This is a genomic window from Curvibacter cyanobacteriorum (assembly GCF_028649475.1).
In the GTDB taxonomy this organism is placed as follows: Bacteria; Pseudomonadota; Gammaproteobacteria; order Burkholderiales; family Burkholderiaceae_C; genus Curvibacter; species Curvibacter cyanobacteriorum.
Map to the genome: position 1 here is coordinate 40,050 of NZ_JAQSIP010000003.1, position 22,896 is coordinate 62,945.

Consider the following 22,896-nt stretch of genomic DNA (forward strand, 5'->3'; position numbering starts at 1 on the left):
CCCGTGGTTCGCACGGCGGCGCTGCTGCATCGGCCGCCACGGGCCAGGGCGCGGGGCTCGTTTTCAGCCGCTGGCGCCCGGGCCCGTCCCTGCGTTCACGGGGCGCCGGCCGCGCCCAGCGGTGACGCCACCAGCGCCTGCCATTGCTGGCGTGTCAGGGCCGTCATGGTCTGGGCGGCGGTCAGCAGTTCGTCGACCCAATCTGGCGTCTGGGCAAACGCCTGCAGCGCATCCGCATTGGCCGACCCGTTGCGGCCCGAGGCGCGCAGCTGGTCCCAGGCCAGCACGCGGCCCAGGGTGGCCGCCAATTCGGACAACGGTGCGGTATCTTGACGACCTTTGCCGATGCTGACCCGGTCCTCGCTGGGCTGCAGACCGCGCAAGACGCAGGACTGACCTTCAAAGGTGACCGCGTCCAAAAAGGCATGGTTCACCGCCTGCAACCGCTGCTGTACCCCCACGATGCGGGCCGCCTCGCTGGGCCAGGCGGGCTGCGGCATGCCCAGGCCCTGCAGCACCGGTGCCAGTGAACTGCTTTGGGCCGCTTTCAGGTCCAGCAGCAGGTAGCCGTCCGGGGCGCCTTTGCCGGCCACCAGCACCACATAGCGCGACAGGCCCAGGCTGCCGGTGCCGGCGATGCGCCGCGCCACGTCGCAGACTTCAAAGTAGCTGGCCGGGTAGCGGTTTTGCTGTTGGGCGTATTGCTGGACAAAGGATTTGACGCGTTCAACCTGCTCGGGGTTGGCCGGCAAGGCTTTCTGTCCATCGCTGCGCAAGTGCCGTTGGCCGTTGTGCAGCACCGTGCGGCTGTTCAAAAAGTCAACCCGGTGCCGGGATTGCAGTCGCGTGAACAGGTCGGCCACCAGCCCGGTGGCGGTGGCGCCCTGCACCCATTGTGGTTTGCCCAGGCGCAGGGCGTCGCGGTAGGCCAGGATGCAGTCCTGGCTCATCACATGGGCCTGGCCAGGGCTGGCTTTCAGTTCGTCGGCCCCGCATTGCAAGCTGGTCAGCAGGCGCAGCAGGTCCCAGGTGCAGGGCGCCAGGGCCGACTCGTCAAAGTCATTGATGTCGAAATAGGCCTGGCGGTCGTCGCCCTTGTAGCTGCCAAAGTTTTCAAAATGCAGGTCGCCACAGGCCCAGGCCAGGGGCGCCTGGGTCAGGCTGGCCAGTGCGGGCAGCGCGGGGTAGAACAGGTGGCAGGCTCCGCGCAGGAACACAAACGGGCTCTGCCGCATCTTGGCGTACTTGAGCGCCAGGCGCTCGGGGTCGCGCCCCTGGTTGTAGTGGCGCAGGGCCGCCACCGTGGCGTCAGGGTGGGGGGCCTGGGCCGCAGGGGCCGGGTGGGGCGCATCGCTCGCATGGGGCATGGGGGTCACCTTCAAAGAGCCGTCAGTCTAGAGGGCCCGTCCGGTGCTCTGAGGTTTGGGCACTGCCGTTCGACCGGCCACCTGTGCCCCCAACGCCACGCGGTCGCCGAGGCCTGGGCCTGGGCCGATCTTCAGGTGAGGTTTTGCCAGCCACTGTGGCTTTGGCTGGGGGTGACTTCGGGCAGCCACAGGGTCACCACGGTGCCTTGGCCGTGTTCGCTCTCCAGGTGCATCTGGCCGCCTTGCAGCTCCATGATCTCTTTCACGATGCTCATGCCCAGCCCCGTGCCGGGAATGGTGCCCGACGCATCGGCGCGGTAGAAGCGCTCGCTGACGCGTGCCAGTTGCGCGGGGGTCATGCCGATGCCGTGGTCGCGGATCTCGAACCCCACGATCGGCTGCCCATCGCGCAGGTCGTTGACGATGCGCACATTCACGGCGCCGCCTTGGGGCGAGTACTTGTAGGCGTTGGACAGCACATTGCCAATCGCCTGCGCCATCTTCTTGCGGTCCACCTGCACCAGGGCCATGCCGCGGCCCCGGTCGAAGTCCGGGTGCGGGCGCTGTTGGGGCGGGTTGAAGTCGTGCAGCAGCGACTCGGCCAGGTGCACGAGGTCCAGGGTTTCGATCTCGAAGTCCTTGCCGCGGCGGGCTTCGATGCGCGCCAGGTCCAGCAGCTCATTGATGATGGCAATCATCAATTCGGACTGCCGGTGGATGGTTTTCACCAGGTCCTCGCGCTGTTCGGGCTTGATGCCCGGGAACTGCAGCAACTCGGCAAAGCCGTAAATGCTGGTCATGGGGGTGCGCAGTTCGTGGGCCGCGGTGGACAGGAACTCGCTCTTCATCTGGTCGACTTCGGTCTCATGCGTCACGTCGCGCAGCGACAGCACCTGCGAGATCACATTCGACTGGCTCTCGCGCAGGCCCAGTTGCAGGATGCGCCGGGCCGGGCGGGCCAGCTCGATGATGGTGCGGCGTGGCGCATCGGCCGCGCCATCGCTGGGCAGGTCGCGCAGGATCGACTCAAAGCTGCGCCAGCGCACCGCGCTGTTGGCCTGCTGGTGCAGCAGGTGCTCGACCTGGGTGTCGGTCTGGCCGATCAGTTGCGCCACGGTCAGGCCGGTCAGCTGGGTGAAGGCGGGGCTCACGTAGTTGGCGCGGCGCTCGGCGTCGAAGGAGACAAAGCCGTCGGGGCTCAGCTCGAAGATGGCCCGCAGTTGCTCGCCCCGCGACTGCAGCCGGTGCACCAGGGTGGAGATCATGCCCGAGATGGCCTCCAGGTCATCGCTGGCGTTGGGGGCCGGGGTGGCCAGGTCCTGGGTGAATTCTTCGAGCACCTTGCGCATCGAAATGAGGGCCGAGGCGCGCGACTTGAGTTCGGCGCGCAGGCGCATGTCGAGTTCGTGCTGCTCGCTCATGTCGCGGCAGGCCAGCACATAGCCCACCGTCTCGCCTTCGGGTGACAGGATGGCCGACAGCGTGCTGTCGATCACCAGCTCCTGGCCCTGGCTGTTGCGCACCGTCCGGCGCCGCCCGCGCCAGGGTTGCAGGGTGGTGGTGACCGGGATCACCTGCGGCATCAGCTTGGAGGCGGCCTGTCCTTGCAGTTGCTCGGGCGGCAGGCCGAGCAGCTCACAGGCCGCAGGATTGGCCAAGATGACCTGGCCGCTGGCGTCCAGGGTCAGCACCGCATCGGCGATGGCGCCCAGCGTCACGGCGGCCTGGTGGCGCTGCGATTGCAGGTTGGCTGCGGCGCGCCCCAGCACCTCGAAAGTCTGGCGGAACTCCACCGGCGCCTGGTCGGCGACCAGCAGGTCGGTCGACACGGCGCCGCTTTCCATGGCCTGTTCGAACGCCTGCACGCGGTTCAGCCCACCGAGCCAGCGCCTCAGCGGGAACAGGATCAGCATCAGCCCGCCACCGATGGCCAGGGCGCCCAACAACAGCGCCAAGCGGATCTGAGTCCACAGCCGGGCCGCGATGTCGCGTGAATCGAAGTTGAGGCGCAACACCCCATAGTCTTGCCCGCCCACATTGATTGGCAGGTTCACGTCGTAGAGTCGACCATTGACCAAGTCGATCAACCAGTTCGGTGGCTGGCTGCTGCCCGACGGGGTGCCCAGCGACTTGACCACGCCGCCATTGCGGTCGATGAAACTGGCCGACTTGAGTACCGAGTGTTCAACCGTGCGGGACAGGGCCTGGCGCACGGTGTCGTAGTCGCCGATCACCACACTGTCGGAGATGATGGGCGAGATGATCGACCCCAGCGCGTCCCCTCGCAGCTGCTCATCCTCCAGCACCACGCTGAGCTGGTAGTAGCAGAACAGGCCGATGCCCGCCAGCACAAAGCCCAGCAGCGTCACGGTGTAGAGGGCGAACACCCGCCCCACCAGAGAACCCGGCAGGACACGTTCAAGGAGGCGGGAAAGGATCAATTGCGTTCAGCGCAGTGAGGGAGGGGCGGTGCGATAGAAGTCGCGGTAGCTGCTGTATTCGCTGCCATCGGAGGCGATGAAGTGCGCCTCGGCGCTCAATCCAACCTGTTCGGATGCTTTTTGCAAGATGTCCCGGCCTTTCGGGTCTTGGTGCATGCCCAGAAAGGCTTGACTCACGGCCTTGGTGATCTTGTCAGGAACCCCCGCCGCCGACATCAGCGCCAAGTCATACAGCGGAGGGGAGGACCACAGGATGCGCAGCTTCTTGCCCTCGCGCCGCGAATAGCCCTCTGCCAACTGGGAGTTGGTGCCCACCGCGGCCACCTTGCCGCTGGTGAGTTGCACAAAGGCCGCGTCCATGTTGCCACCAAACAGGTACTTGGCTTCGATCTTCTTGGACATCAGGTGGGCGGCGGGAAACTTGTAGGCCACCAGGGCTTCGGGGCCGGGGAAGGCGATGTCCTTGCCCTGCAGTTGCGACAGCTCGGTGATGGGCGAGTCCGCGGGCACCACGATTTGCGCGTGCAGCGGGGGCGTCAGGCGGCGCCCAAAGACCTTCCAGCCCAGCTTCTCGCGCTCGGGGCTGAACAGGTGGTTGGAGAACACAAACTCCACTTCCTGGGCCAGCACATAGGCGGTGGTGTCCGCCGAGGTGCGGCCAATCTTGAGTTGTAACTTGACGCCGCTTTTGTCGCTGACGTAAGCGATGATGGGGTTCCAGTACGCCGCCGTGAGGTTGATGCCGTACTGATTGACCGGCGAGAAGCGGTAGGTGTTGGGCTCCGCCGGCGTGTCTTGGGCCCAGCCCGCGGTGGCGGGTGCCAGCAGGCTCAGGGCGGTCAGGGTCAGGGCCAGGCGGCGATTCACAGGACGTTCAGCCATGGGGACTCCGGTAGTGGCGGGGTGTCTGGCGCCGGCACCGGCCCAGCAGGCCAGACACATGCGCTTACGACTCACGCCATGTTAGCGCCATCTGGCGGCTGTCCCATGGGCTTCAGCGCACAAAAAAAGAGCCGGGCACCGCGGTGCGGTGTCCGGCCCATCGGTCAGCCCCGGGGGGAGCGACAGCGGTTTACTTCTGGCCGCGCAGCTTGGCCAACTCGGCCTGCGTGTCGCGCCACAGGTCCATGCCCACCTGGGTGGCGATGCTGGCGTTGACCTTGGTCAACTTGTCGCGCATGCGGGCCGATTCAGCGGGAGACAGCTCGTTGATCTGCATGCCCTTGGCCTTCAGGTCGGCGAGCGCGCGACCGGCTTCTTCGCGGGTGTCCTTGCGCTCGAAGTCGCGGCTCAGGCGGGCGGCGTCTTGCAGCACCTTCTTCTCGGCGGCACTCAGGCCGTCCCACCACTTCTTGCTGACCAGCAGCACCCAGGGGCTGTAGACGTGGTTGGTCACGCTCAGGTACTTTTGCACCTCGTAGAACTTGCTCGACAAGATGGTGTTGTACGGGTTCTCCTGACCGTCCACGGTGTTGGTTTCCATGGCGCTGAACAGCTCCGAGAAGGGCAGGGGCACGGCGTTGGCGCCCAGGGTCTTGAAGCTCTCCAGGAACACGTTGTTCTGCATCACCCGCAGCTTGATGCCGTTCAGGTCTTCCAGCTTGCCCACGGGGCGCTTGCTGTTGGTCAGGTTGCGGAAGCCGTTTTCCCAGTAGACCAAGCCCACCAGGCCCTTCTCTTGCAGCTTGTCCAGCACCTTCTGGCCGACCGGGCCGTCCAGCACGGCATCTGCTTCACGCGTGTTGTTGAACAGGAAAGGGGTGTCCCACAGGGCCATTTCGGCGGTGATGCCGACCAGGGTGGCGGTCGAGCCGACCATCATTTCCTGGGCGCCACCAATCAAGGCTTGCTGCATCTGGGTGTCCGGGCCCAGCGCGGCGGCGCCGATGGCGCGCACCTTCATCTTGCCGCCCGAGGCCTTTTCGACCGCTTCGGCAAACACCTTGGCCGCGCGGCCCTGGTTGCTCTGTTCGTTGAGGCCGTAGCCGAAACGGATCAGGCGGGGCTTGAAGTCTTGGGCGAAGGCAGCGCCCGTGCTGGCCAGGGCGGCGACGGTGAGGGCGGCCATCAGGCTGCGGCGAAACAGTTTCATGGAAGTCTCCAGTGGGTCAAAAGTCAACAGGGATGGGTCGGGTTCGCTCAGCGCAGCCACACGACGGGGGCGGTGACCAGCTGCGGGAAGATGACGAACAGGATCAGGATCAGCACATAGGTGAGCAGGAAGGGGTTCACACCCTTGATCACGCTGTGCATCGAAATGCGGCCCACACCGGCCACCACGTTGAGCACGGTGCCCACGGGCGGGGTGATCAGACCGATGGCGCCGTTGAGCACGAACATCAGGCCGAAGTACACCGGGTCGATGCCGGCCTTCACCGCGATGGGCAGCATCACCGGCGCGAAGATCAGGATGGTGGGGGTCAGGTCCAGGGCGGTGCCGATCAGCACCAGCACGATCATCATCACCGCCATCAGCAGGCGCGGGCTTTCCACCAGCGGGCCGAGCCAGCCGGTCAGCACGTTGGGCAGGTCGGCCAGGGTGATCATGTAGCTGGCGACTTGGGCCCCCGCGCACAGGAACATCACGATGGCCGTGGTTTTGGCGGCCCGCACCAACACGCCATGCAGTTCGCTGACCTTCATTTCGCGGTGCACAAACAGGGCCACCACGAGTGCGTAGAAGGCGGCGACCACGGCGGCTTCGGTGGGCGTGAACAGGCCCGACTTCATGCCGCCAATGATGATGACCGGCATCAACAGGGCCCAGAAGGCCTTGGCCGTGGCGCGCAGCCGCTGGCCCATCGGCAGGGGCTCACCCTGCGGCAGTTGGAGGTCGCGCAGCACCCAGCGCCAGGCGAAGATCAGGCCCGCGCCCATCACCAGGCCCGGCACGATGCCTGACACAAACAACGCGGAGATCGAGGTGTTGGTGGTCACGCCATAGATCACGAAGGGCATCGAGGGCGGGATGATCGGCGCGATGATGCCGCCTGAGGCGATCAGCCCCGCCGAGGTGTTCATGGGGTAGCCCTGCTGGCGCATCATGGGCAGCAGAATGGTGGCCAGGGCGGCGGTGTCGGCCAGGGCCGAACCGCTCATGCTGGCCATCAGCACCGCGGCACCGATGGCCACGTAACCCAGGCCGCCGCGGATGTGACCAACCCAGGCCTGCGCCATGTCGATGATGCGGCGGCTGATGCCGCCCGAGTTCATCAGTTCACCGGCCAGGATGAAGAAGGGCACAGCCAGCAGCGGAAAGCTGTCCACCCCGGCGACCAGGTTCTGGGCCAGCAGCTGGGTGTCCCAGAAATCGAGCACATAGGCCATGCCGGCGCCGGTCAGCACCAGGGCCAGGCCCATGTTCATGCCGCTGCCCATCAGCACCAGCATGCCCAGAGAGAAAACAAGAAAGGCAAGACCTTCGGGACTCATGGGGTCACTCCACTTCAGCGCCGTGACCCAGGTCCAGCGGTTTGCGTTGAATCAGCTCGATCGCGGCCATTACGGCGATGGCGGCCGAGCACAGAAAAGCGGGCAGGGGCAGCAGGGCCGTGGGGTAGCCCAGCACCACCGAGTGGCTGTCCAGCCCCACCACCACCTGTTGCCAGGCGCCCCAGGCCAACATGGCGCAGGCGCTGATGACCAGCAGCCGGATCAGCGCGCTCAGCAGGCCAAACAGCAGCGGCTGGCCGCGCAGCAGGCCCGCCAGGCTGGTGAAGGCCATGTGCTCGCCCAGCGGGTAGGACGCGGCCGCGCCGATGAACACCATCCAGACGAACAGCAGGCGCGACAGCTCTTCGCTGGCGGCCACGCCACTGCCAAAGCCGTAGCGCAAGACCACGTTGATGAAGACGGAAACCGCCATCACGGCCAGGCACAGGGCCATCAGCGTGTGGGCCAGGCGGGTGATGCGGTTGGGTTGGGCGTCCGCAGCGTCGGTGCTCATGCGTTCTCCGGGTTCAGGTTGGGGGTGTCGGGGGCGCCTTGGCGCAGCCAGGCCGAGGCTTGGTCGCACAGCTCGTTCAGGGGGCGCAGGGCATCCACGCGCAGCACGCCGGCTTCGCCGACCGGCGACTCCAGCGTGGCGAACTGGCTGTCCACCAGGCTGCTCGAGAAAAAGTGGCTGGCACGCGACGCCACACGTTCGCCTGCGGCCTGACGCCCGATCTCAAGGAACACAAAGCGCAGGTCCGGACGGGCCTGGCGCAGCAGGTCGCGGTAGCTCTTTTTGAGCGCCGAGCAGGTCAGCACCACGCCTTGCGGGTGGGCTTGCAGTTGCTGGCCCAGCACCTGCAGCCAGCCTTGGCGGTCGGCGTCGGTGAGGGCAATGCCTTGCTGCATCTTGTCGCGGCTGGCTTGGCTGTGGTGGTCATCACCTTCGATCAAGGGCATTTGTTCGGCCTGGGCCAGGGCGGCCCCCAGGCTGGACTTGCCGCAACCGGCCACGCCCATGACAACAACAGGAGGTTTCATTTTTGGATAGCGCTGTCCCATTGGGGAGAAAAAAAAGGACCAGGCAGCAAAGCCGTGCAGCGTGTCATTTTCGGTATGATCGAACGCGCACCCTCTGACGCAGGTCAAGTTTGGATAGCGCTATCCTATCCAGATTGCTGCTCGCTTTACTACGTATAAACCCTAGGATTCATGCCCCGATCGCCCGCCCATCAGCGCGCCACTGGCCGTGTCACCCTGGCCGATGTGGCCCTGGCGGCCGGGGTCAGCCCGATCACGGTGTCCCGTGCGCTGCGCGGCGAGCGCGCGGTCGATCCGCTGCTGGTGGAGCGTGTGCAGGCGGCGGCGCAGAAGCTCGGCTACGTGCCCGACCCCGCGGCACGGGCGCTGGCGTCCAAGCGCAGCACCCATGTCGCGGTGCTGATCCCCATGCTGTCCAACGAGCTGTTCGTGGGGTTGCTGGAGGCGGCCCAGACCCGCTTGCGTGGCGCGGGCTACCAGACCCTGATCGGCATCACCCACTACGACCCGAGTGAAGAAGAGCAGTTGCTGCGCGAGCAACTCATGCACCGGCCCGCCGGCCTGCTGGTCACGGGTTTTGACCGCACGGAGGCCACCCGGCGGCTGATGGCGCAAAGCGGCGTGCCCTGTGTGCACATGATGGAGAACAGCGACGACCCGGCGGTCTACAGCGTTGGGTTCTCGCAGACCGAAGCCGCCGTCACCATGACCCAGCACCTGCTGGCGCAAGGCTACCGGCGCATTGCGTTCGCAGCGGCACAGCTGGACCCCCGCACCTTGCAGCGGCAGCAAGGCTGGCGCCAGGCGCTGCAGGCGCAAGGGCTGTACGACCCTGCGCTCGAATGGATGAATCCGGCGCCCTCGTCGATGGCCCTGGGGGGGCGCTTGTTCCAGCAGATCATGGGGCAGGCCCCGGCGGTGGACGCCATTTTTTTCTGCAACGACGACTTGGCCCAGGGCGCCTTGCTGGCGGCCAACCGGATGCAGGTGGCCGTGCCGCAGCGGGTGGCGATTGCGGGGTTCAACGACCTCACGGGCAGCGACCTGATGCTGCCCTCGCTGAGCACCGTGCACACGCCCTTGGCCCGCATTGGCGAAGAAGCCGCGGGCCTGCTGCTCAAGCTGATGCGGGGCGAGCCCGTGACCCAGCATTGCATCGCGCTCGACTACCAGTTGGTGGTGCGCAAGAGCACCTGAAGACGGGCCCCGGGCGGGGCGGCGGTGGTGGTGGTGCTGTGCGGTCAGCGTGGCTTCAGCGCGGCCGGGGCCGGGCCGAGGCGGCTGGGGCCGGCGCCGGCTTCCATGGCATGGCGCAGTTCGGTGCAGCAGCCCAGCGCAAACAAGGCCTCCGCCACCACGAACATCGGGCCCACCAGCAGGCCAACCAGGTCGTCGACGAACGCGGGTTTGCGCCCCTCGAAATAGTGGCCCACGAACTGGATCACCCAGCCCAGGCTGAACAGGCCCAGGCCCCAGCCCAACCAGGCTGCCGTGCTGCTGCCGGCTTCCAGGGCGTGGGCCAGGGCCATCAACAGGCCCACCGCGGCACTGACCGCCCATTCCACCAGTCCGTGACCTCGGCTCAGGTACCAGGCGGTGCTCGCGGCCCAGGCCAGCCACGCCGCGCTCAGCGGCAGGCCCGCGACGTCGAGCGAGGCGCGGGCCAGCAGCACCCCGAGGGCCAGCACGATCATCGGCACACCCACCAGGTGGGTGGCAATGTTGCGTCGGTCGCGGTGGTAGTGGGCGTACTGGGTGAGCAATTCGGTGCTGTTGCGCATGGGGGTCTCCTGTGGGTGGACGGCACGGCACCGCAGTGCAGGGCCTGCGACGCTCGTGCGCTTCATGCTAAGGAGCGGCGCGGCAGGCGACTGTCAAAACCGATACATTTAGAGCCCCGTGCCCCTGCTGGCCCCGGCCCCTAGTCGCGATGAAACCCCTTCCCAGCACCCCCGTCGAATGGTTGCCCGCCCTGAGCAGCGACACCTGGTTCGCCCAGTGCCCGAGCGATTTTCAGCAGGCCTTGCTGAGCCGGGCTCAGCTGTGGTCGCTCGATGACGGCGAGGCCTTGTACCAGCGCGGCGGTCGCGTGTCGGACCTGTGCTGCGTGACCGCGGGTGCCCTGCGTGTCGGGGCCTGGGGCGAGGACGGCAGCGCGTCCTTGCTGGCCTACCTCGAGCCCTACCAGTGGCTGGGCGAGATCTCCCTGCTGGACGAGCGCCCGCGCAGCCACGACGTGGTGGCCGATGGTCCGACCACGGTGTTGCGGGTGCCGGAGGCCGCGCTGCAAGCGTGGCTGGCCGAACACCCGGTGCACTGGCGCAACCTCGCGCAACTGGCCTGCGCCAAGCTGCGCATGGTCTTCATGGCCCTGGAGGACATTGCGCGTTTGCCGCTCGAACAACGCCTGGCCAAACGCTTGTGGCTGGTGGCCCACGGTTATGGCGCGCGCAGCGGACCGCCGCGTCGCCTGGTGCGTCTGCCACAGGAACAACTCGCCCTGATGCTCGGTGTCAGCCGCCAAAGTGCCAGCAAGGCCTTGCACGCGCTGGAGCTGCAAGGCTGGATCCGCCTGCGCTACGGCACCATCGAGCTGCTCGACCTGGAGGCCCTGCTGCGCACCTCGGAGGGCGAGCGCGGGGGCGCAGGGCCAGCCGGCGGCCTGCAGCCCTGAGCCCGGCGCCGTGCCTCAGAGCGGGGCAGAAGGTGCGGCAGTCGGTGTGGCAGAGGGCGAGGCCGTAGGCGGGGCTGCGTCCAGGTTGCTGCGCAAGCGCTTGAGCAGGCCCAGCAGTTGGCCCAGCTCATCGGGGCTCAGGCCTTGCAGGCTCAGGGCCAGCACTTCGCGTCGGGCCTTCTGCAGCGACTGGTGCAAGGCCAGTCCACTGGGCGAGGGGTGCAGGCACTGGCTGCGCCGGTCGTGCGGGGAGGGCTCGGCCACCAGGTAACCGCCGCTCAGCAGCGACTTCATCAAGCGCGCGATCTGGGCCTTGTCGCGCCCGCTGTGTTGCACCAGGTCGCTTTGGGTCGCGCCCGGGTGGCGCACAAAGAACTGCAGCGCCCGCATCTCCATGGGCGCCAGGGCCAGCGGCTGTTCGCCCAGGCCATGGCGCAGCCGACCCTTGAGTCCGAACACCAGGGCTTGCAGGCTCTCCAGCACGTCATCTTCCAGGACGCCCGTGGGGTCTTGTTTTTTTGTTGACATTATCAACTTGTGGTCCTACTATTTGTTGATCATATCAACCAATCAAGGGTTTGCCATGTCGGCTGTTGCCAATGCCTCCGTTCCGTCCCAGCTGCTGCCGCAGCGTGTTCGCCATGCCACCGCCGTGCGCCGCCTGCGCGTGCTGCGCAGTGGTCGCCCCAGCCCCGGGGTGGTCAGCCTGACCCTGGGTGGCGAGGCCCTGCAGGGCTTTGTCTCTGCCGCCTTTGATGACCACGTCAAGCTGATGCTGCCGCCACAGCCCGGTGCACCGCTGTACCTGCCCGAGCTGCGCGACGGTCGCCCGCTCTGGCCCGAGGGGGTGTCGCCCGAGCAGCGGCCCGTGATGCGTGACTACACGCCGCGCCATTTCGACCCGTTGACGCTGGAGCTGGACCTGGAGTTCGCCGTCCATGGGGCGGGCCCGGCCGCCGAGTGGGCCTTGCGCGCCCGCCCTGGTGACGAAGTGGGCCTGGGTGGGCCCAAGGGCTCCTTCGTGGTGCCCGAGGGGCACGATGCCTACGTGTTGGTGGGGGACGACAGCGCCTTGCCCGCCATCGCGCGCCGCCTCGAGGAGCTGCCAGCCGAGGCCCATGCCACGGTCTGCATCGAGGTGGCACACCCCGAAGACCAGCGCGGCCTGAGCAGCCGCGCGCGGGTGGACCTGCGCTGGGTGGTGCGTGGTGATGCCGCCCCGGGGCAGGCGCTGCTGCAGGCGGTGCAGGGGCTGCCCCAGCCGTCTCGCCAGGCCTACCTGTGGGCAGCGGGCGAGGGCCGCACCATGGCGGCCGTGCGTGAACATTGGTTGGCCCAGGGCCACCCGCCGGCGCTGATGCGGGTGGCCGCTTACTGGAAGCAGGGCCTGCCGGGGCACCACGAAAACCTGGGTTGAGCCCCGCTGGTGTCGGTAAAAGGCCTGAAAACAGCCAAAACCTAGGGTAAACCCTTGAGATTGGCTGACAATTTCCTCTATTTCTCTCGGATATTCAAAAGGCTGTCACCTAAAGTACTGCAAAATAGCACGACCGTTCGTTTTATTTGCAAGACAGCCCATGCCCGAAGCCTCATCGACCGCCAAGACACCGCGTCCCGCGACCCGCGCACGCAGTGGCCGTGCGCTGCAAAAAGGCCAGCAAACCAAGGCCGCCATTGTGGAGGCCGCGCTGGGCCTGGCCACCCAGATCGGCCTGGAAGGCTTGTCCATTGGGGCACTGGCCGAGGTCACACAGATGAGCAAGTCGGGCGTGTTCGCCCACTTCGGCTCGCGTGAAGAGCTGCAAATCTCCGTCATCCGCGAGTACCACGTCCGTTTTGAGGACGAAGTCTTCTACCCCGCCATGGCCGCCCCCCGCGGCCTGCCGCGCCTGCGCGCCATGTTTGCCAACTGGATGAAGCGCACCTCGGTCGAAATCGACTCCGGCTGCCTCTACATCAGCGGTGCGGTCGAGTTTGACGACCGCCCGGGCCCCGTGCGCGACGCTTTGTGCAGCTCGGTCATGACCTGGCACGCCGCCATGAAGCGGGCGATTACGCTGGCCAAGCACGACGGTCAACTGAGCGCTGATGTGGACGAAGACCAGATGCTGTTCGAGATCCACGGCCTGATTCTGGCCTTGCACTACGAGGCCCGCTTCCTCAAGAACCCGGGCTCGATTGCCCGGGCCAACCAAGGCTTCGACAACATCCTGGCCCGCTACGGCGTGCCGCCCCAGACCGCCGCGCGCTGAGCGCCCCCGATTTCCGTTTGACCCCTTCGATTTGATCAGGAGACCCGCCATGCCTACTTACAACCCCCCCCTGCGCGACATGCAATTCGTGCTGCACGAAGTGCTCAAGGTCAGCGACGAGTTCAAGGCCTTGCCCCCGCATGCCGAGATCGATGCCGACACCATCAACGCCGTGCTCGAAGAGGGTGGCAAGTTCGCCGCCGAAGTCACGTTCCCGCTGAACATCAGCGGTGACACCGAAGGCTGCGTGCTCGACCGCAGCACGCACGAAGTCAAGACCCCGAGCGGCTTCAAGGACGCTTATGCGAAGTACGTCGAGGGCGGCTGGGCGGCGCTGTCCTGCGACCCCGCTTACGGCGGCCAGGGCCTGCCGTTTGTGGTCAACCAGTGTTTCTACGAGATGATGAACTCGGCCAACCAGGCCTGGACCATGTACCCGGGCCTGAGCCACGGCGCCTACGAGGCCCTGCACGCCCACGGCACCGACGAGCAAAAGCGCCTGTACCTGCCCAAGCTCACCAGCGGTGAGTGGACCGGCACCATGTGCCTGACCGAACCGCACTGCGGCACCGACCTGGGCCTGCTGCGCACCAAGGCCGAGCCCCAGGCCGACGGCACCTACAAGATCACCGGCAACAAGATCTTCATCAGCGCCGGCGAGCACGACATGGCCGCCAACATCGTGCACCTGGTGCTGGCCCGCCTGCCGGACGCACCGGCCGGCAGCAAGGGCATCAGCCTGTTCGTGGTGCCCAAGTTCAAGGTCAATGACGACGGCAGCCTGGGTGAGCGCAACGCCATCTACTGCGGTGGCCTGGAGCACAAGATGGGCATCCACGGCAATGCCACCGCCCAGATGGTCATCGACGGTGCCGTGGGCACCCTGGTGGGCCAACCCAACAAGGGCCTGGCCGCCATGTTCGTGATGATGAACGCCGCCCGCTTGGGCGTGGGCAACCAGTCGCTGGGCCTGACCGAAGTGGCCTACCAGAACGCGCTGGCCTACGCCAAGGACCGCATCCAGATGCGTTCGCTGAGCGGCACCAAGGCCAAGGACAAGCCGGCCGATCCGATCATCGTGCACCCCGATGTGCGCAAGATGCTGCTGACCGCGCGGGCCTACGCCGAAGGCGGCCGCGCCATGGCCTGCTTCTGCGCCGTGCTGCTGGACAAGGAACTGCACCACCCCGACGAGAAGGTGCGCAAGGATTCGGCCGAAATGGTCGCCCTGCTGACCCCGATCGTGAAGGCCTTCATCACCGACAACGCCTGGGCCGCGACCACCGCCTGCCAGCAGGTGTTTGGTGGCCACGGCTACATCAAAGAGTGGGGCATGGAGCAGTTTGTGCGCGACGCCCGCATCAACATGATCTATGAAGGCACCAACACCATCCAGTCGCTGGACCTGCTGGGCCGCAAGATCCTGGGCAACAACGGCGCCTCGCTGAAGAAGTTCGGCAAGCTCGTGGCCCAGCTGGTGGAAGCCGAAGGCGTCAACGAGAAGATGGCCGAGTTCATCAACCCGCTGGCTTACCTGGGCGACCAGATGACCAAGTTCACCACCGAGATCGGCTTCAAGGGCTTCCAGAACCCCGACGAAGTGGGCGCCGCCGCGGTCGACTACCTGCGCGTGGCCGGCCACCTGGTGTTTGCCTACTTCTTTGCCCGCATGGCCTCGGTGGCCCTGAAGGAAATCGCGGCCGGCAACACCGACCCGTTCTACCAGGCCAAGCTGCAGACCGCGCGCTTCTACTTCGCCAAGCTGTTCCCTGAAACCGCTTCGCTGATGCGCACCGCCCGCAGCGGCTCCAAGGTGCTGATGGACACCGACGCCGTGTTCGCCTGAAGCCCACGACGCCCCCGTTTTCCCTCACGCAGGAGACCCCATGATCCCGTCACTTTTGACCGCCGGCCTGATGCTGATCAGTGGCGCGGCCTTGGCGCAGAACAGCCCGGTGGGCTTGTGGCGCAGCGTGGACGATGCCACTGGCGAAGCCAAGGCCGAGATCCGCATCGTCAGCGAGGCCTCGGGCCAGCTGGTCGGTCGCATCGACAAGGCCCTGGTGCAAAAGGGCAGCCCGACCTGCAAGGTCTGCACCGACGACCGCAAGGGCCAGCCCATGGTGGGGCTGGACATCATCCGTGGCGTGCGCAAGACCGACGGCAAGGACGTGTGGGAAAACGGCCGCATCCTGGACCCGGAAAACGGCAAGGAGTACACCGTGCGCCTCACGCCCCTGGAGGGCGGCAAGCAGCTCCAGGTGCGCGGCTACATCGGGCTCTTCTACCGCACCCAGGTGTGGCAACGCATCGAATAAGGCCACGGGCGCAGCGGCGCTGCGCCCCTTTGTCCTGAACAGGAAACCTCATGAACCGATTTCAAGTGAAAAAAGTCGCCGTGCTCGGCGCAGGCGTGATGGGCGCGCAGATCGCGGCCCACCTCGTCAATGTCAAAGTGCCCGTGGTGCTGTTTGACCTGCCGGCCAAGGAAGGCCCCAAGAACGGCATCGTCAGCCGCGCCATCGACGGCCTCAAGAAGCTCAAGCCCGCACCGCTGGGCGTGGCCGAAGACGCCGCGCTGATCGGCCAGGCCAACTACGAAGAGCACCTGGACCAGTTGCGCGACTGCGACCTGATCATCGAGGCCATCGCCGAGCGCATGGACTGGAAGCTCGACCTCTACAAGAAGATCGCGCCCTTCGTCGCTCCGCACGCCATCGTGGCCTCGAACACCTCGGGCCTGTCGATCACTGCGCTCAGCGAAGCGCTGCCCGAAGCCATCAAGCCGCGCTTCTGCGGCATCCACTTCTTCAACCCGCCGCGCTACATGTACTTGGTGGAGTTGATCGCCACCCCGACCACCGAGCCGCAGATCCTCGACCAGCTCGAGAGCTTTGTCACCAGCGGCCTGGGCAAGGGCGTGGTGCGCGCCAAGGACACGCCCAACTTCATCGCCAACCGCGTCGGCATCGCTGGCATGCTGGCCACCATGAAGGAAGTCGAGAACTTCGGCCTGAGCTACGACGTGGTCGATGACCTGACGGGCAAGAAGCTGGGCCGCGCCAGCTCGGGCACCTTCCGCACCGCCGACGTGGTGGGCCTGGACACCATGGCCCACGTCATCAAGACGCTGCAAGACAACCTGACGCTGGAAACCGACCCCTTCTACGGCAGCTTTGGCACCCCTGAAGTGCTGAAGAAGCTGCTGGCGCTGGGCCACCTGGGCCAGAAGACCAAGGCCGGCTTTTTCAAGAAGGTCGGCCGCGACGTGCTGCGCTTCGAGCTCGAGAGCGAGGACTACGTGCCCGCCGGTCAAAAGGCCGATGAGGTCTATGGCCGCATGCTCAAGAAGCCCGCCGCCCAGCGCCTGGCCCTGCTGCGCAACGCTGAAGGCCCGCAAGGCCAGTTCCTGTGGGCCATCCTGCGCAACAGCTTCCACTACGCGGCCGTGCACCTGGCCAGCATCGCCGACAACGCCCGCGATGTGGACCAGGCCATGCGCTGGGGTTTCGGCATGAAGCAAGGCCCGTTCGAGCTGTGGCAAGAGGCCGGCTGGCTGCAAGTGGCGCAGTGGATCAACGAAGACATCGCAGCGGGCAAAACGCTGTGCAATGCACCGCTGCCTGATTGGGTGTTCAAGGGCCCGGTGGCCGAGGCCGGCGGCGTGCACACCCCGCAGGGCTCGTACAACCCGAGCACCAACACCTTCGAGCCGCGCCGCCAGTTGCCGGTCTATGCGCGTCAGCATTTCCCGGAAGCCCTGCTGGGCGAGGGGGCGGTGACCTTCGAGACCGCAGGCAAGACCCTGCACGAAGACGAGGCCATCCGCCTGTGGACGCTGGACGACGAGGTGCTGATCGCCAGCATCAAGAGCAAGATGCATGCGATCGGCCCCGGCGTGGTCGAGGGCCTGCAGCAAGGCATCGAACTGGCGGAGCAGCAGTACAAGGGCCTGGTGATCTGGTCGGGTGACGAGCCCTTCAGTGCCGGCGCCGACCTGCAGTCCATGCTGCCGGCCTTCATGATCGCCGGGGTGGACGCCATCGAAGGCGCCGAGCACGAGTTGCAGCAACTCATGCTGCGCCTGCGCTACGCCGGCGTGCCCGTGGTGTCGGCCGTGCGTGGCCTGGCCCTGGGCGGCGGTTGCGAGCTGGCCGTGCATTCGGCGCGCCGCGTGGTGGCGATGGAAAGCTACATCGGCCTGGTGGAAGTCGGGGTGGGCCTGGTGCCCGGTGCCGGCGGCCTGACTTACATCGCACGCCGTGCCGCCGAGAACGCGGCCACCTCCACCGGCAAGGACCTGCTGCCCTTCCTGACTGAGGGCTTCACCGCCGCGGCCATGGCCAAGGTCGGCACCAGCGCGCTGGAATCGCGCAAGCTGGGTTACCTGCTCGACAGCGACGTCATCGTGCCCAACAAGGACGAGTTGCTGTTTGTGGCCCTCAACGAAGCCAAGTCGATGTTCGACGGTGGCTGGCGTGCCCCGTTGAAGCGCCAGTTCCCGGTGGCCGGCCGCAGCGGCATCGCCACCATCCAGGGCTCGCTGGTCAACATGCGTGACGGCGGCTTCATCAGCCAGCACGACTTCCACATCGGCTGCCTGATCGCCAACGTGGTCTGCGGTGGCGAGGTCGACGCCGGCACCCTGGTCACCGAGGAGTACCTGATGGCGCTGGAGCGCAAGGCGTTCTGCTCGCTCATCGTGCACCCCAAGACGCAGGAACGCATCATGGGCATGCTCTCGACCGGCAAGCCGGTGCGCAACTGATGGGTTCGGTGACTGCCGTGGAACGTGCGCCCAACAAGCTGCAACGCTCGCTGATGCGTCTGGACGAAGCCCCGGCTTTCATGCGGGGCTGGGTGCAGAACATCATCCTGCGCCGTGCCGTGCCTTTCACCGGCACGGCGGGGGTGCGCTTCATCTCGCTGAGCCCGGAGCAGGTGGAGGTGCGGCTGGCCAACGAGGCGCGGGTGCACAACCACATCGGTGGTGTGCACACTTCGGCGATGAACCTGCTGGCCGAAACGGCCACCGGCATGGTCATCGGCATGAACGTGCGCGACGACTGCACACCGCTGGCCAAGTCGATGTCCATGCGCTTCGTGCGGCGGGCCAGCGGCGGCCTGAAGGCCGTCGCCACGCTCAGCCCCGAACAGGCCGCCTACATGCAGGCCAATGAAAAAGGCGAGTTGGCCGTGGCGGTCACCGTCACCGACGACACCGGCGCCGAGCCGGTGCAATGCGAATTTATCTGGGCCTGGGTTCCTGCCAGCCGCCCGACCAAGAACTGAAGGAGTTTCACCATGGCCCACCCCGTCCAGGACGCCTACATTGTTGCTGCCACGCGCACCCCGATCGGGCGTTCGCACCGCGGCTTCTTCCGCAACACCCGGCCCGACGACCTGCTGGCCACCACGCTGAAGGCCGCACTGGCCCAGGTGCCCGATCTGGACCCCGCCAGCATCGAAGACATCATCTGCGGCTGCGCCATCCCCGAAGCCCAGCAGGGCCTGAACGTGGCCCGTGTGGCCGCCGTGCTGGCCGGCCTGCCCACCAGCGTGGGCGGCATCACCGTCAACCGCTTCTGCGCCTCGGGCCTGTCGGCCGTGCAGATGGCGGCCGATCGCATCCGCGTCGGCGAAGCCGAAGTGATGATCGCCGCGGGCGTTGAAAGCATGAGCATGGTGCCCATGATGGGCAATTCGCCCTCGCTGTCGCCCAGCATCTTCGAGCGCGACGGCGACGTGGGCATCGCCTACGGCATGGGCCTGACCGCCGAAAAGGTGGCGCAGCAGTGGAAGGTCAGCCGCGAAGCGCAAGACGAGTTCGCGCTGCAGTCGCACCTGAAGGCCCTCAAGGCCCAGCAGGCGGGCGAGTTCACGGCCGAGATCACCCCGATCGAAGTGACCGAGCGCCGGCCCGATCTGGCCACCGGCGAGGTCAGCCTGAAGACCCGCACCGTGAGCTTGGACGAAGGCGCCCGCCCCGACACCACGCTCGAAGGCCTGGCCAAGCTCAAGACTGTGTTCGCCGCGCGCGGCTCGGTGACGGCGGGCAACAGCTCGCAGACCTCGGACGGCGCCGGCGCGCTGATCCTGGCCAGCGGCAACGCGGTCAAGCGCTTCGGCCTCAAGCCGCTGGCGCGCTTTGTCAGCTTCGCCAGCAAGGGCGTGCCGCCGCACATCATGGGCATCGGCCCGATCGAGGCCATCCCCGCCGCGCTGCGCTACGCCGGGCTGAAGCAGGACGACATCGACTGGTTCGAGCTGAACGAAGCCTTCGCCGCGCAATCGCTGGCCGTCATCAACACCCTGGGCCTGGACCCGGCCAAGGTCAACCGCATGGGCGGCGCCATCGCGCTGGGCCACCCGCTGGGCGCCACTGGCGCCATCCGCTCGGCCACCGTGGTGCACGCGCTGCAGCGGCACCAGCTGAAGTACGGCATGGTGACGATGTGTGTGGGCATGGGGCAAGGCGCCGCCGGCATCTTCGAACGCTGTTAACTGGCTACCGGATGGGCGCCATGCGTCGTTGGGCGGTGCTCGGAATCCTCACGTACCTGAAGTACGTTGCGGTTCCTGTGCTCCGTCCGCCTAGCCTGACACCCATCCGCTACGCCCGATAGGCCGTCGTTGGGGGGCTTGCGGCGTGATGGGGGCTTTCTCGGGCGCTGGGGAGGGGCGGGGTTTTCTTGGGGGGCGTGCGCTCCAGTCCCGGTGTGCCGGCCGTCTAGCTTGGCACCCATACGCTACGCCCGATAGGTCGTCTTTGGGGGCTTGCGGCGCGATGGCGGCTTCTCGGGCGCTTGGGTGGGGCGCAGCGTTTCTGTGTTGGTGAGTGCGCCCCTGTGGTTGTGGGTCGTTCGGCTGACCTGAGGCCGATCCGTTGCGCCCTTGAGTGTGGGGTGGGCGCAGGCTCAGGGGCAGGGCGGCTCTGCTCGGCTTAACATCCGGCGTCGCCAATTCGACTGTCTGATTTTTGAACCTGTCTGACACTGCACGCATGAGCTCACATCCACTTGATATCGCACTGAAGTTGCAAGCCTCCGCTTCGGCGCCTGGGCACTTCACGGGGCAGTCGAGCCCCGCTTACTGGAACATGGTGGGCCCGTTTGGGGGGACCACGGCAGCGACCTTGCTGGAGGCGGTGTTGCGCCACCCCGATTTGCTGGGCGAGCCGCTGTCGCTGACGGTCAATTACGCGGGGGCGGTGAATGCCGGCGAGTTCGAGGTGCAAGCCCAGCCGGTGCGCACCAACCGGTCGACCCAGCACTGGGTCATCACGCAGTTGCAAAAGGACGCCGAGGGCCAGCCCGTGGTGTGCACCACGGCCACCGCGGTGACGGCGGCGCGGCGCGAGACCTGGAGCGTGTCGGACACGCCGATGCCCGAGGTGCCCCCCCCCGATGAGGTGCCGCGCCTGGACCTGGCGCGGGGCGTGGAGTGGATCAACCGCTATGAGATGCGCCCCGTGTCGGGCGTGATCCCGCAGCAGTGGGACGGCTCGGGCGACAGCAGCCTGTCGCAGTTGTGGATGCGCGACCAGCCGCCGCGACCGCTCGATTTCTGCGCCTTGGCGGCCATGTCCGACATCTTCTTCCCCCGTGTCTGGCTGCGCCGGGCCACCCGGGTGCCCGCCGGCACGGTGTCCATCACCATTTACTTCCATGTGGGGCTGGCCGAACTGGCGGCCACCGGGTCGGGCTACCTGCTGGGCCAGGCGCGGGCGCAGGAGTTCCGCAACGGGTTTTTTGACCAGACCGCCCAGCTCTGGAACCAGGCGGGCCAGTTGCTGGTCAGCACCCACCAGGTCGTTTACTTCAAGGAGTGAGCCGCGCCGCATGCCGCATCGATGCTGCGCGGCCGCTTTGCTTCAGATTCCATCACCCCTCACCCCATTCCAAGGAAGCCCCATGAGCCAAGACATCCTGGTCCACACCGAAGCCGGTGTCAGCACCATCACCCTGAACCGGGTCGACAAGAAGAACTCCATCACCTCGGCGATGTACGCCACCATGGCCGACGCGTTGGCTTCGGCCCAGGACGACGCCGCGGTGCGCGTGGTGGTGTTCCAGGGCGACCTCACCATCTTCAGCGCCGGCAACGACATCGGTGATTTCCTCAACAAACCGCCTGCCGGCATGGACTCGCCGGTGTTCCGGTTCCTGCACGGCCTCGCGGCCTTCCCCAAGCCGGTGGTGGCAGCGGTGTGCGGCCCGGCCGTGGGCATCGGCACCACCATGCTGTTCCATTGCGACCTGGTCTACGCGGGCGACAACGCGGCGTTCTCGATGCCGTTCGTGAACCTGGGTCTGTGCCCCGAGGCCGCTTCGAGCCTGCTGGTGCCGCAGATGCTGGGTTACCACCGCGCCGCCGAGGCGCTGTTGCTGGGCGAGCCCTTCATGGCCGAGGCGGCCCTGGAGGTGGGCCTGGTCAACCGCGTGGTGCCGCCGACCGAAGCCAATGCTGTGGCGCAGTTGGTGGCCAAGAAGCTGGCCGCCAAGCCGCTGAGTTCCCTGATCGAGACCAAGCGCCTCATGAAGGGGGGTCAGGCCGCGCTGGTGGCCCAGCGCATGACGGAAGAGGGCGCCAGCTTTGGCCGCATGCTGCAGGAGCCCGCGGCCAAAGAGGCTTTCACGGCCTTCATGGAGAAGCGCCGCCCTGATTTTTCGGGCCTGTGAGGGCCGTGGCCCCGGCCGGGGCCGGGGCTTGTGCTGGGGCCGAGGCCCCAGGATCGATCACTCGATGTTCTGCACCTGTTCGCGCATCTGCTCGATCAGCACCTTCATGTCCACGCTGATGCGCGTCAGTTCCATGGCGGCCGACTTGGAACCCAGGGTGTTGGCCTCGCGGTGCAGCTCCTGGATCAGGAAGTCCAATCGCTTGCCCAGCTCGCCACCCTTGCTCAGCAGGCGCTCGAGCTCGTCGAGGTGGGAGTCCAGGCGGGTGATTTCTTCGGCCACGTCGATGCGGATCGCAAAGGCCGTGGCTTCGGACAGGGCCCGGTCCTGAGCGGCTTCGGGGGCGGTGGCGCCCTCGGCCAGGTTCATGGCTTCTTTCCAGCGCTCCAGGAAGCGTTGGCGTTGTTGCTCCACCAACTGCGGCACCAGGGGCACGGCCTGGGCGGCCAGCGCGCGCAGCTGGGCAATGCGGTCCAGCAGCATGGTGGACAGGCGGGCGCCTTCGCGTTGGCGAGCGGCCATCAGCTCCTTGATGGCCTTGCTGGCCAGGGCCTGGATCTGTTCGCCGGTGGTCTGCACCGTGCCGGCCTCGCTGCCGCCCAGGCGGATCACATCGGCCACGCTCAGCGGCGTGGCCTGGGGCAGCCAGGCGCGGATGTTGTCCTGCATGGCGTTGAGCTTTTGCAGCTGGCGGGTGGTGGGCTCTTTGAGGCCGCCCCCGTTTTCTTGCTCGACGGCGGCGCGCACCTCGACCTTGCCGCGCTTGAGCTTGGCATTCAGCAGCTCGCGCAGTGCGGGTTCATGCTGGCGCAGCTCCTCGGGCAGGCGAAAACTCAGGTCCAGGAAGCGGCTGTTGACCGAACGGATCTCCAGCCCGATGCGGGTGGCGCCGGCGCTTTTGGCGTCGCCGCCGGTCTCGGAGGGGGCCACTTCCTGTTGGGCAGTGGCGTAACCGGTCATGCTGTAAACTGGCATTGGACTTTTTCACGTAACTTCAATACTGCGGAT

Annotated in this window: 21 protein-coding genes; 11 read left to right on the plus strand and 10 right to left on the minus strand. The window is 66.7% G+C overall.

All coding sequences use genetic code 11. The annotated features are described in order from the left end of the window. Window positions 1–95 precede the first annotated feature (95 nt). From PSQ40_RS06840 to PSQ40_RS06870, 7 genes are all read right to left on the minus strand, one after another. Window positions 96–1,367 (minus strand): DUF2252 domain-containing protein, encoded by a 1,272-nt coding sequence (locus PSQ40_RS06840; protein ID WP_273949999.1) that lies wholly within the window; start codon window positions 1,365–1,367, stop codon window positions 96–98. Between the two features lie 131 nt (window positions 1,368–1,498). Beyond that, on the minus strand, window positions 1,499–3,808 hold the full coding sequence (locus PSQ40_RS06845) for a PAS domain-containing sensor histidine kinase (RefSeq protein WP_273950001.1): 2,310 nt from the start codon (window positions 3,806–3,808) through the stop codon (window positions 1,499–1,501). Window positions 3,809–3,814: 6 nt separating this feature from the next. Further along, window positions 3,815–4,690, minus strand: coding sequence for a phosphate/phosphite/phosphonate ABC transporter substrate-binding protein (locus tag PSQ40_RS06850; protein WP_273950002.1), 876 nt, complete (start codon window positions 4,688–4,690; stop codon window positions 3,815–3,817). Between the two features lie 190 nt (window positions 4,691–4,880). Beyond that, window positions 4,881–5,900, minus strand: a complete 1,020-nt coding sequence (locus PSQ40_RS06855; protein WP_273950004.1) for a TRAP transporter substrate-binding protein — start codon at window positions 5,898–5,900, stop codon at window positions 4,881–4,883. A 47-nt stretch (window positions 5,901–5,947) separates the two neighbouring features. After that, window positions 5,948–7,240 (minus strand): TRAP transporter large permease, encoded by a 1,293-nt coding sequence (locus PSQ40_RS06860; RefSeq protein ID WP_273950006.1) that lies wholly within the window; start codon window positions 7,238–7,240, stop codon window positions 5,948–5,950. Between the two features lie 4 nt (window positions 7,241–7,244). Next, window positions 7,245–7,754: a TRAP transporter small permease gene (locus PSQ40_RS06865; protein WP_273950008.1), complete on the minus strand. Its 510-nt coding sequence runs from the start codon at window positions 7,752–7,754 to the stop codon at window positions 7,245–7,247. Further along, complete coding sequence (locus tag PSQ40_RS06870; RefSeq protein ID WP_273950010.1) at window positions 7,751–8,281, minus strand: gluconokinase; 531 nt, start codon at window positions 8,279–8,281, stop codon at window positions 7,751–7,753. Before PSQ40_RS06870 ends, PSQ40_RS06865 begins: the two co-directional genes overlap by 4 nt. Window positions 8,282–8,452: 171 nt before the next feature. Between PSQ40_RS06870 and gntR the strand changes: the two genes are divergently transcribed. After that, window positions 8,453–9,478 (plus strand): HTH-type transcriptional regulator GntR, encoded by a 1,026-nt coding sequence (gene gntR / locus PSQ40_RS06875; protein ID WP_273950012.1) that lies wholly within the window; start codon window positions 8,453–8,455, stop codon window positions 9,476–9,478. Window positions 9,479–9,522: 44 nt separating this feature from the next. On the opposite strand, the gene PSQ40_RS06880 is transcribed toward gntR, so the two are convergent. Then, window positions 9,523–10,062: an Mpo1 family 2-hydroxy fatty acid dioxygenase gene (locus PSQ40_RS06880; protein WP_273950013.1), complete on the minus strand. Its 540-nt coding sequence runs from the start codon at window positions 10,060–10,062 to the stop codon at window positions 9,523–9,525. Between the two features lie 149 nt (window positions 10,063–10,211). On the opposite strand from PSQ40_RS06880, the gene PSQ40_RS06885 reads away from it, so the two are divergent. After that, window positions 10,212–10,955, plus strand: coding sequence for a Crp/Fnr family transcriptional regulator (locus PSQ40_RS06885; RefSeq protein ID WP_273950014.1), 744 nt, complete (start codon window positions 10,212–10,214; stop codon window positions 10,953–10,955). A gap of 15 nt (window positions 10,956–10,970) precedes the next feature. Here the strand turns inward: PSQ40_RS06885 and PSQ40_RS06890 are convergent, their stop codons facing one another. Continuing rightward, complete coding sequence (locus tag PSQ40_RS06890) at window positions 10,971–11,483, minus strand: MarR family winged helix-turn-helix transcriptional regulator (RefSeq protein WP_273950016.1); 513 nt, start codon at window positions 11,481–11,483, stop codon at window positions 10,971–10,973. A gap of 55 nt (window positions 11,484–11,538) precedes the next feature. On the opposite strand from PSQ40_RS06890, the gene PSQ40_RS06895 reads away from it, so the two are divergent. From PSQ40_RS06895 to PSQ40_RS06935, 9 genes are all read left to right on the plus strand, one after another. After that, entirely contained in the window at window positions 11,539–12,372 is an 834-nt protein-coding gene (locus PSQ40_RS06895; protein WP_273950018.1) for a siderophore-interacting protein, read from the plus strand. A 160-nt stretch (window positions 12,373–12,532) separates the two neighbouring features. After that, window positions 12,533–13,207 carry a TetR/AcrR family transcriptional regulator gene (locus PSQ40_RS06900; protein ID WP_273950020.1) on the plus strand — a complete coding sequence of 225 codons (675 nt, stop codon included), beginning with the start codon at window positions 12,533–12,535 and terminating at the stop codon, window positions 13,205–13,207. 49 nt (window positions 13,208–13,256) lie between these two features. After that, the gene (locus tag PSQ40_RS06905) at window positions 13,257–15,053 is read left to right on the plus strand and encodes an acyl-CoA dehydrogenase C-terminal domain-containing protein (protein WP_273950021.1); all 1,797 of its coding nucleotides are present in this window, start codon (window positions 13,257–13,259) and stop codon (window positions 15,051–15,053) included. A 40-nt stretch (window positions 15,054–15,093) separates the two neighbouring features. Further along, the gene (locus tag PSQ40_RS06910) at window positions 15,094–15,525 is read left to right on the plus strand and encodes a DUF2147 domain-containing protein (RefSeq protein ID WP_273950023.1); all 432 of its coding nucleotides are present in this window, start codon (window positions 15,094–15,096) and stop codon (window positions 15,523–15,525) included. Between the two features lie 50 nt (window positions 15,526–15,575). Further along, window positions 15,576–17,975: a 3-hydroxyacyl-CoA dehydrogenase/enoyl-CoA hydratase family protein gene (locus PSQ40_RS06915; RefSeq protein WP_273950025.1), complete on the plus strand. Its 2,400-nt coding sequence runs from the start codon at window positions 15,576–15,578 to the stop codon at window positions 17,973–17,975. Continuing rightward, window positions 17,975–18,499 carry a DUF4442 domain-containing protein gene (locus PSQ40_RS06920; RefSeq protein WP_273950026.1) on the plus strand — a complete coding sequence of 175 codons (525 nt, stop codon included), beginning with the start codon at window positions 17,975–17,977 and terminating at the stop codon, window positions 18,497–18,499. The genes PSQ40_RS06915 and PSQ40_RS06920 overlap by 1 nt, the downstream gene beginning before the upstream one ends. A gap of 12 nt (window positions 18,500–18,511) precedes the next feature. Further along, window positions 18,512–19,711: an acetyl-CoA C-acyltransferase gene (locus tag PSQ40_RS06925; protein ID WP_273950028.1), complete on the plus strand. Its 1,200-nt coding sequence runs from the start codon at window positions 18,512–18,514 to the stop codon at window positions 19,709–19,711. Between the two features lie 499 nt (window positions 19,712–20,210). Continuing rightward, window positions 20,211–21,038 carry an acyl-CoA thioesterase gene (locus PSQ40_RS06930; RefSeq protein WP_273950031.1) on the plus strand — a complete coding sequence of 276 codons (828 nt, stop codon included), beginning with the start codon at window positions 20,211–20,213 and terminating at the stop codon, window positions 21,036–21,038. Window positions 21,039–21,120: 82 nt separating this feature from the next. Next, window positions 21,121–21,888 (plus strand): enoyl-CoA hydratase, encoded by a 768-nt coding sequence (locus tag PSQ40_RS06935; RefSeq protein ID WP_273950033.1) that lies wholly within the window; start codon window positions 21,121–21,123, stop codon window positions 21,886–21,888. A gap of 57 nt (window positions 21,889–21,945) precedes the next feature. Here the strand turns inward: PSQ40_RS06935 and PSQ40_RS06940 are convergent, their stop codons facing one another. After that, window positions 21,946–22,863, minus strand: a complete 918-nt coding sequence (locus PSQ40_RS06940) for a YicC/YloC family endoribonuclease (RefSeq protein ID WP_273950034.1) — start codon at window positions 22,861–22,863, stop codon at window positions 21,946–21,948. Window positions 22,864–22,896: the final 33 nt, after the last annotated feature.

Coding starts and splice junctions, on each gene's coding strand:
- PSQ40_RS06935 (WP_273950033.1), top strand. CDS start 21,121: ATGAGCCAAGACATCCTGGTCCACACCGAAGCCGGTGTCAGCACCATC.
- PSQ40_RS06885 (WP_273950014.1), top strand. CDS start 10,212: ATGAAACCCCTTCCCAGCACCCCCGTCGAATGGTTGCCCGCCCTGAGC.
- PSQ40_RS06880 (WP_273950013.1), bottom strand. CDS start 10,062: ATGCGCAACAGCACCGAATTGCTCACCCAGTACGCCCACTACCACCGC.
- PSQ40_RS06925 (WP_273950028.1), top strand. CDS start 18,512: ATGGCCCACCCCGTCCAGGACGCCTACATTGTTGCTGCCACGCGCACC.
- PSQ40_RS06910 (WP_273950023.1), top strand. CDS start 15,094: ATGATCCCGTCACTTTTGACCGCCGGCCTGATGCTGATCAGTGGCGCG.
- PSQ40_RS06855 (WP_273950004.1), bottom strand. CDS start 5,900: ATGAAACTGTTTCGCCGCAGCCTGATGGCCGCCCTCACCGTCGCCGCC.
- PSQ40_RS06865 (WP_273950008.1), bottom strand. CDS start 7,754: ATGAGCACCGACGCTGCGGACGCCCAACCCAACCGCATCACCCGCCTG.
- PSQ40_RS06900 (WP_273950020.1), top strand. CDS start 12,533: ATGCCCGAAGCCTCATCGACCGCCAAGACACCGCGTCCCGCGACCCGC.
- PSQ40_RS06850 (WP_273950002.1), bottom strand. CDS start 4,690: ATGGCTGAACGTCCTGTGAATCGCCGCCTGGCCCTGACCCTGACCGCC.
- PSQ40_RS06870 (WP_273950010.1), bottom strand. CDS start 8,281: ATGAAACCTCCTGTTGTTGTCATGGGCGTGGCCGGTTGCGGCAAGTCC.
- PSQ40_RS06915 (WP_273950025.1), top strand. CDS start 15,576: ATGAACCGATTTCAAGTGAAAAAAGTCGCCGTGCTCGGCGCAGGCGTG.
- gntR (WP_273950012.1), top strand. CDS start 8,453: ATGCCCCGATCGCCCGCCCATCAGCGCGCCACTGGCCGTGTCACCCTG.
- PSQ40_RS06905 (WP_273950021.1), top strand. CDS start 13,257: ATGCCTACTTACAACCCCCCCCTGCGCGACATGCAATTCGTGCTGCAC.
- PSQ40_RS06940 (WP_273950034.1), bottom strand. CDS start 22,863: ATGCCAGTTTACAGCATGACCGGTTACGCCACTGCCCAACAGGAAGTG.
- PSQ40_RS06890 (WP_273950016.1), bottom strand. CDS start 11,483: ATGTCAACAAAAAAACAAGACCCCACGGGCGTCCTGGAAGATGACGTG.
- PSQ40_RS06895 (WP_273950018.1), top strand. CDS start 11,539: ATGTCGGCTGTTGCCAATGCCTCCGTTCCGTCCCAGCTGCTGCCGCAG.
- PSQ40_RS06920 (WP_273950026.1), top strand. CDS start 17,975: ATGGGTTCGGTGACTGCCGTGGAACGTGCGCCCAACAAGCTGCAACGC.
- PSQ40_RS06860 (WP_273950006.1), bottom strand. CDS start 7,240: ATGAGTCCCGAAGGTCTTGCCTTTCTTGTTTTCTCTCTGGGCATGCTG.
- PSQ40_RS06840 (WP_273949999.1), bottom strand. CDS start 1,367: ATGCCCCATGCGAGCGATGCGCCCCACCCGGCCCCTGCGGCCCAGGCC.
- PSQ40_RS06930 (WP_273950031.1), top strand. CDS start 20,211: ATGAGCTCACATCCACTTGATATCGCACTGAAGTTGCAAGCCTCCGCT.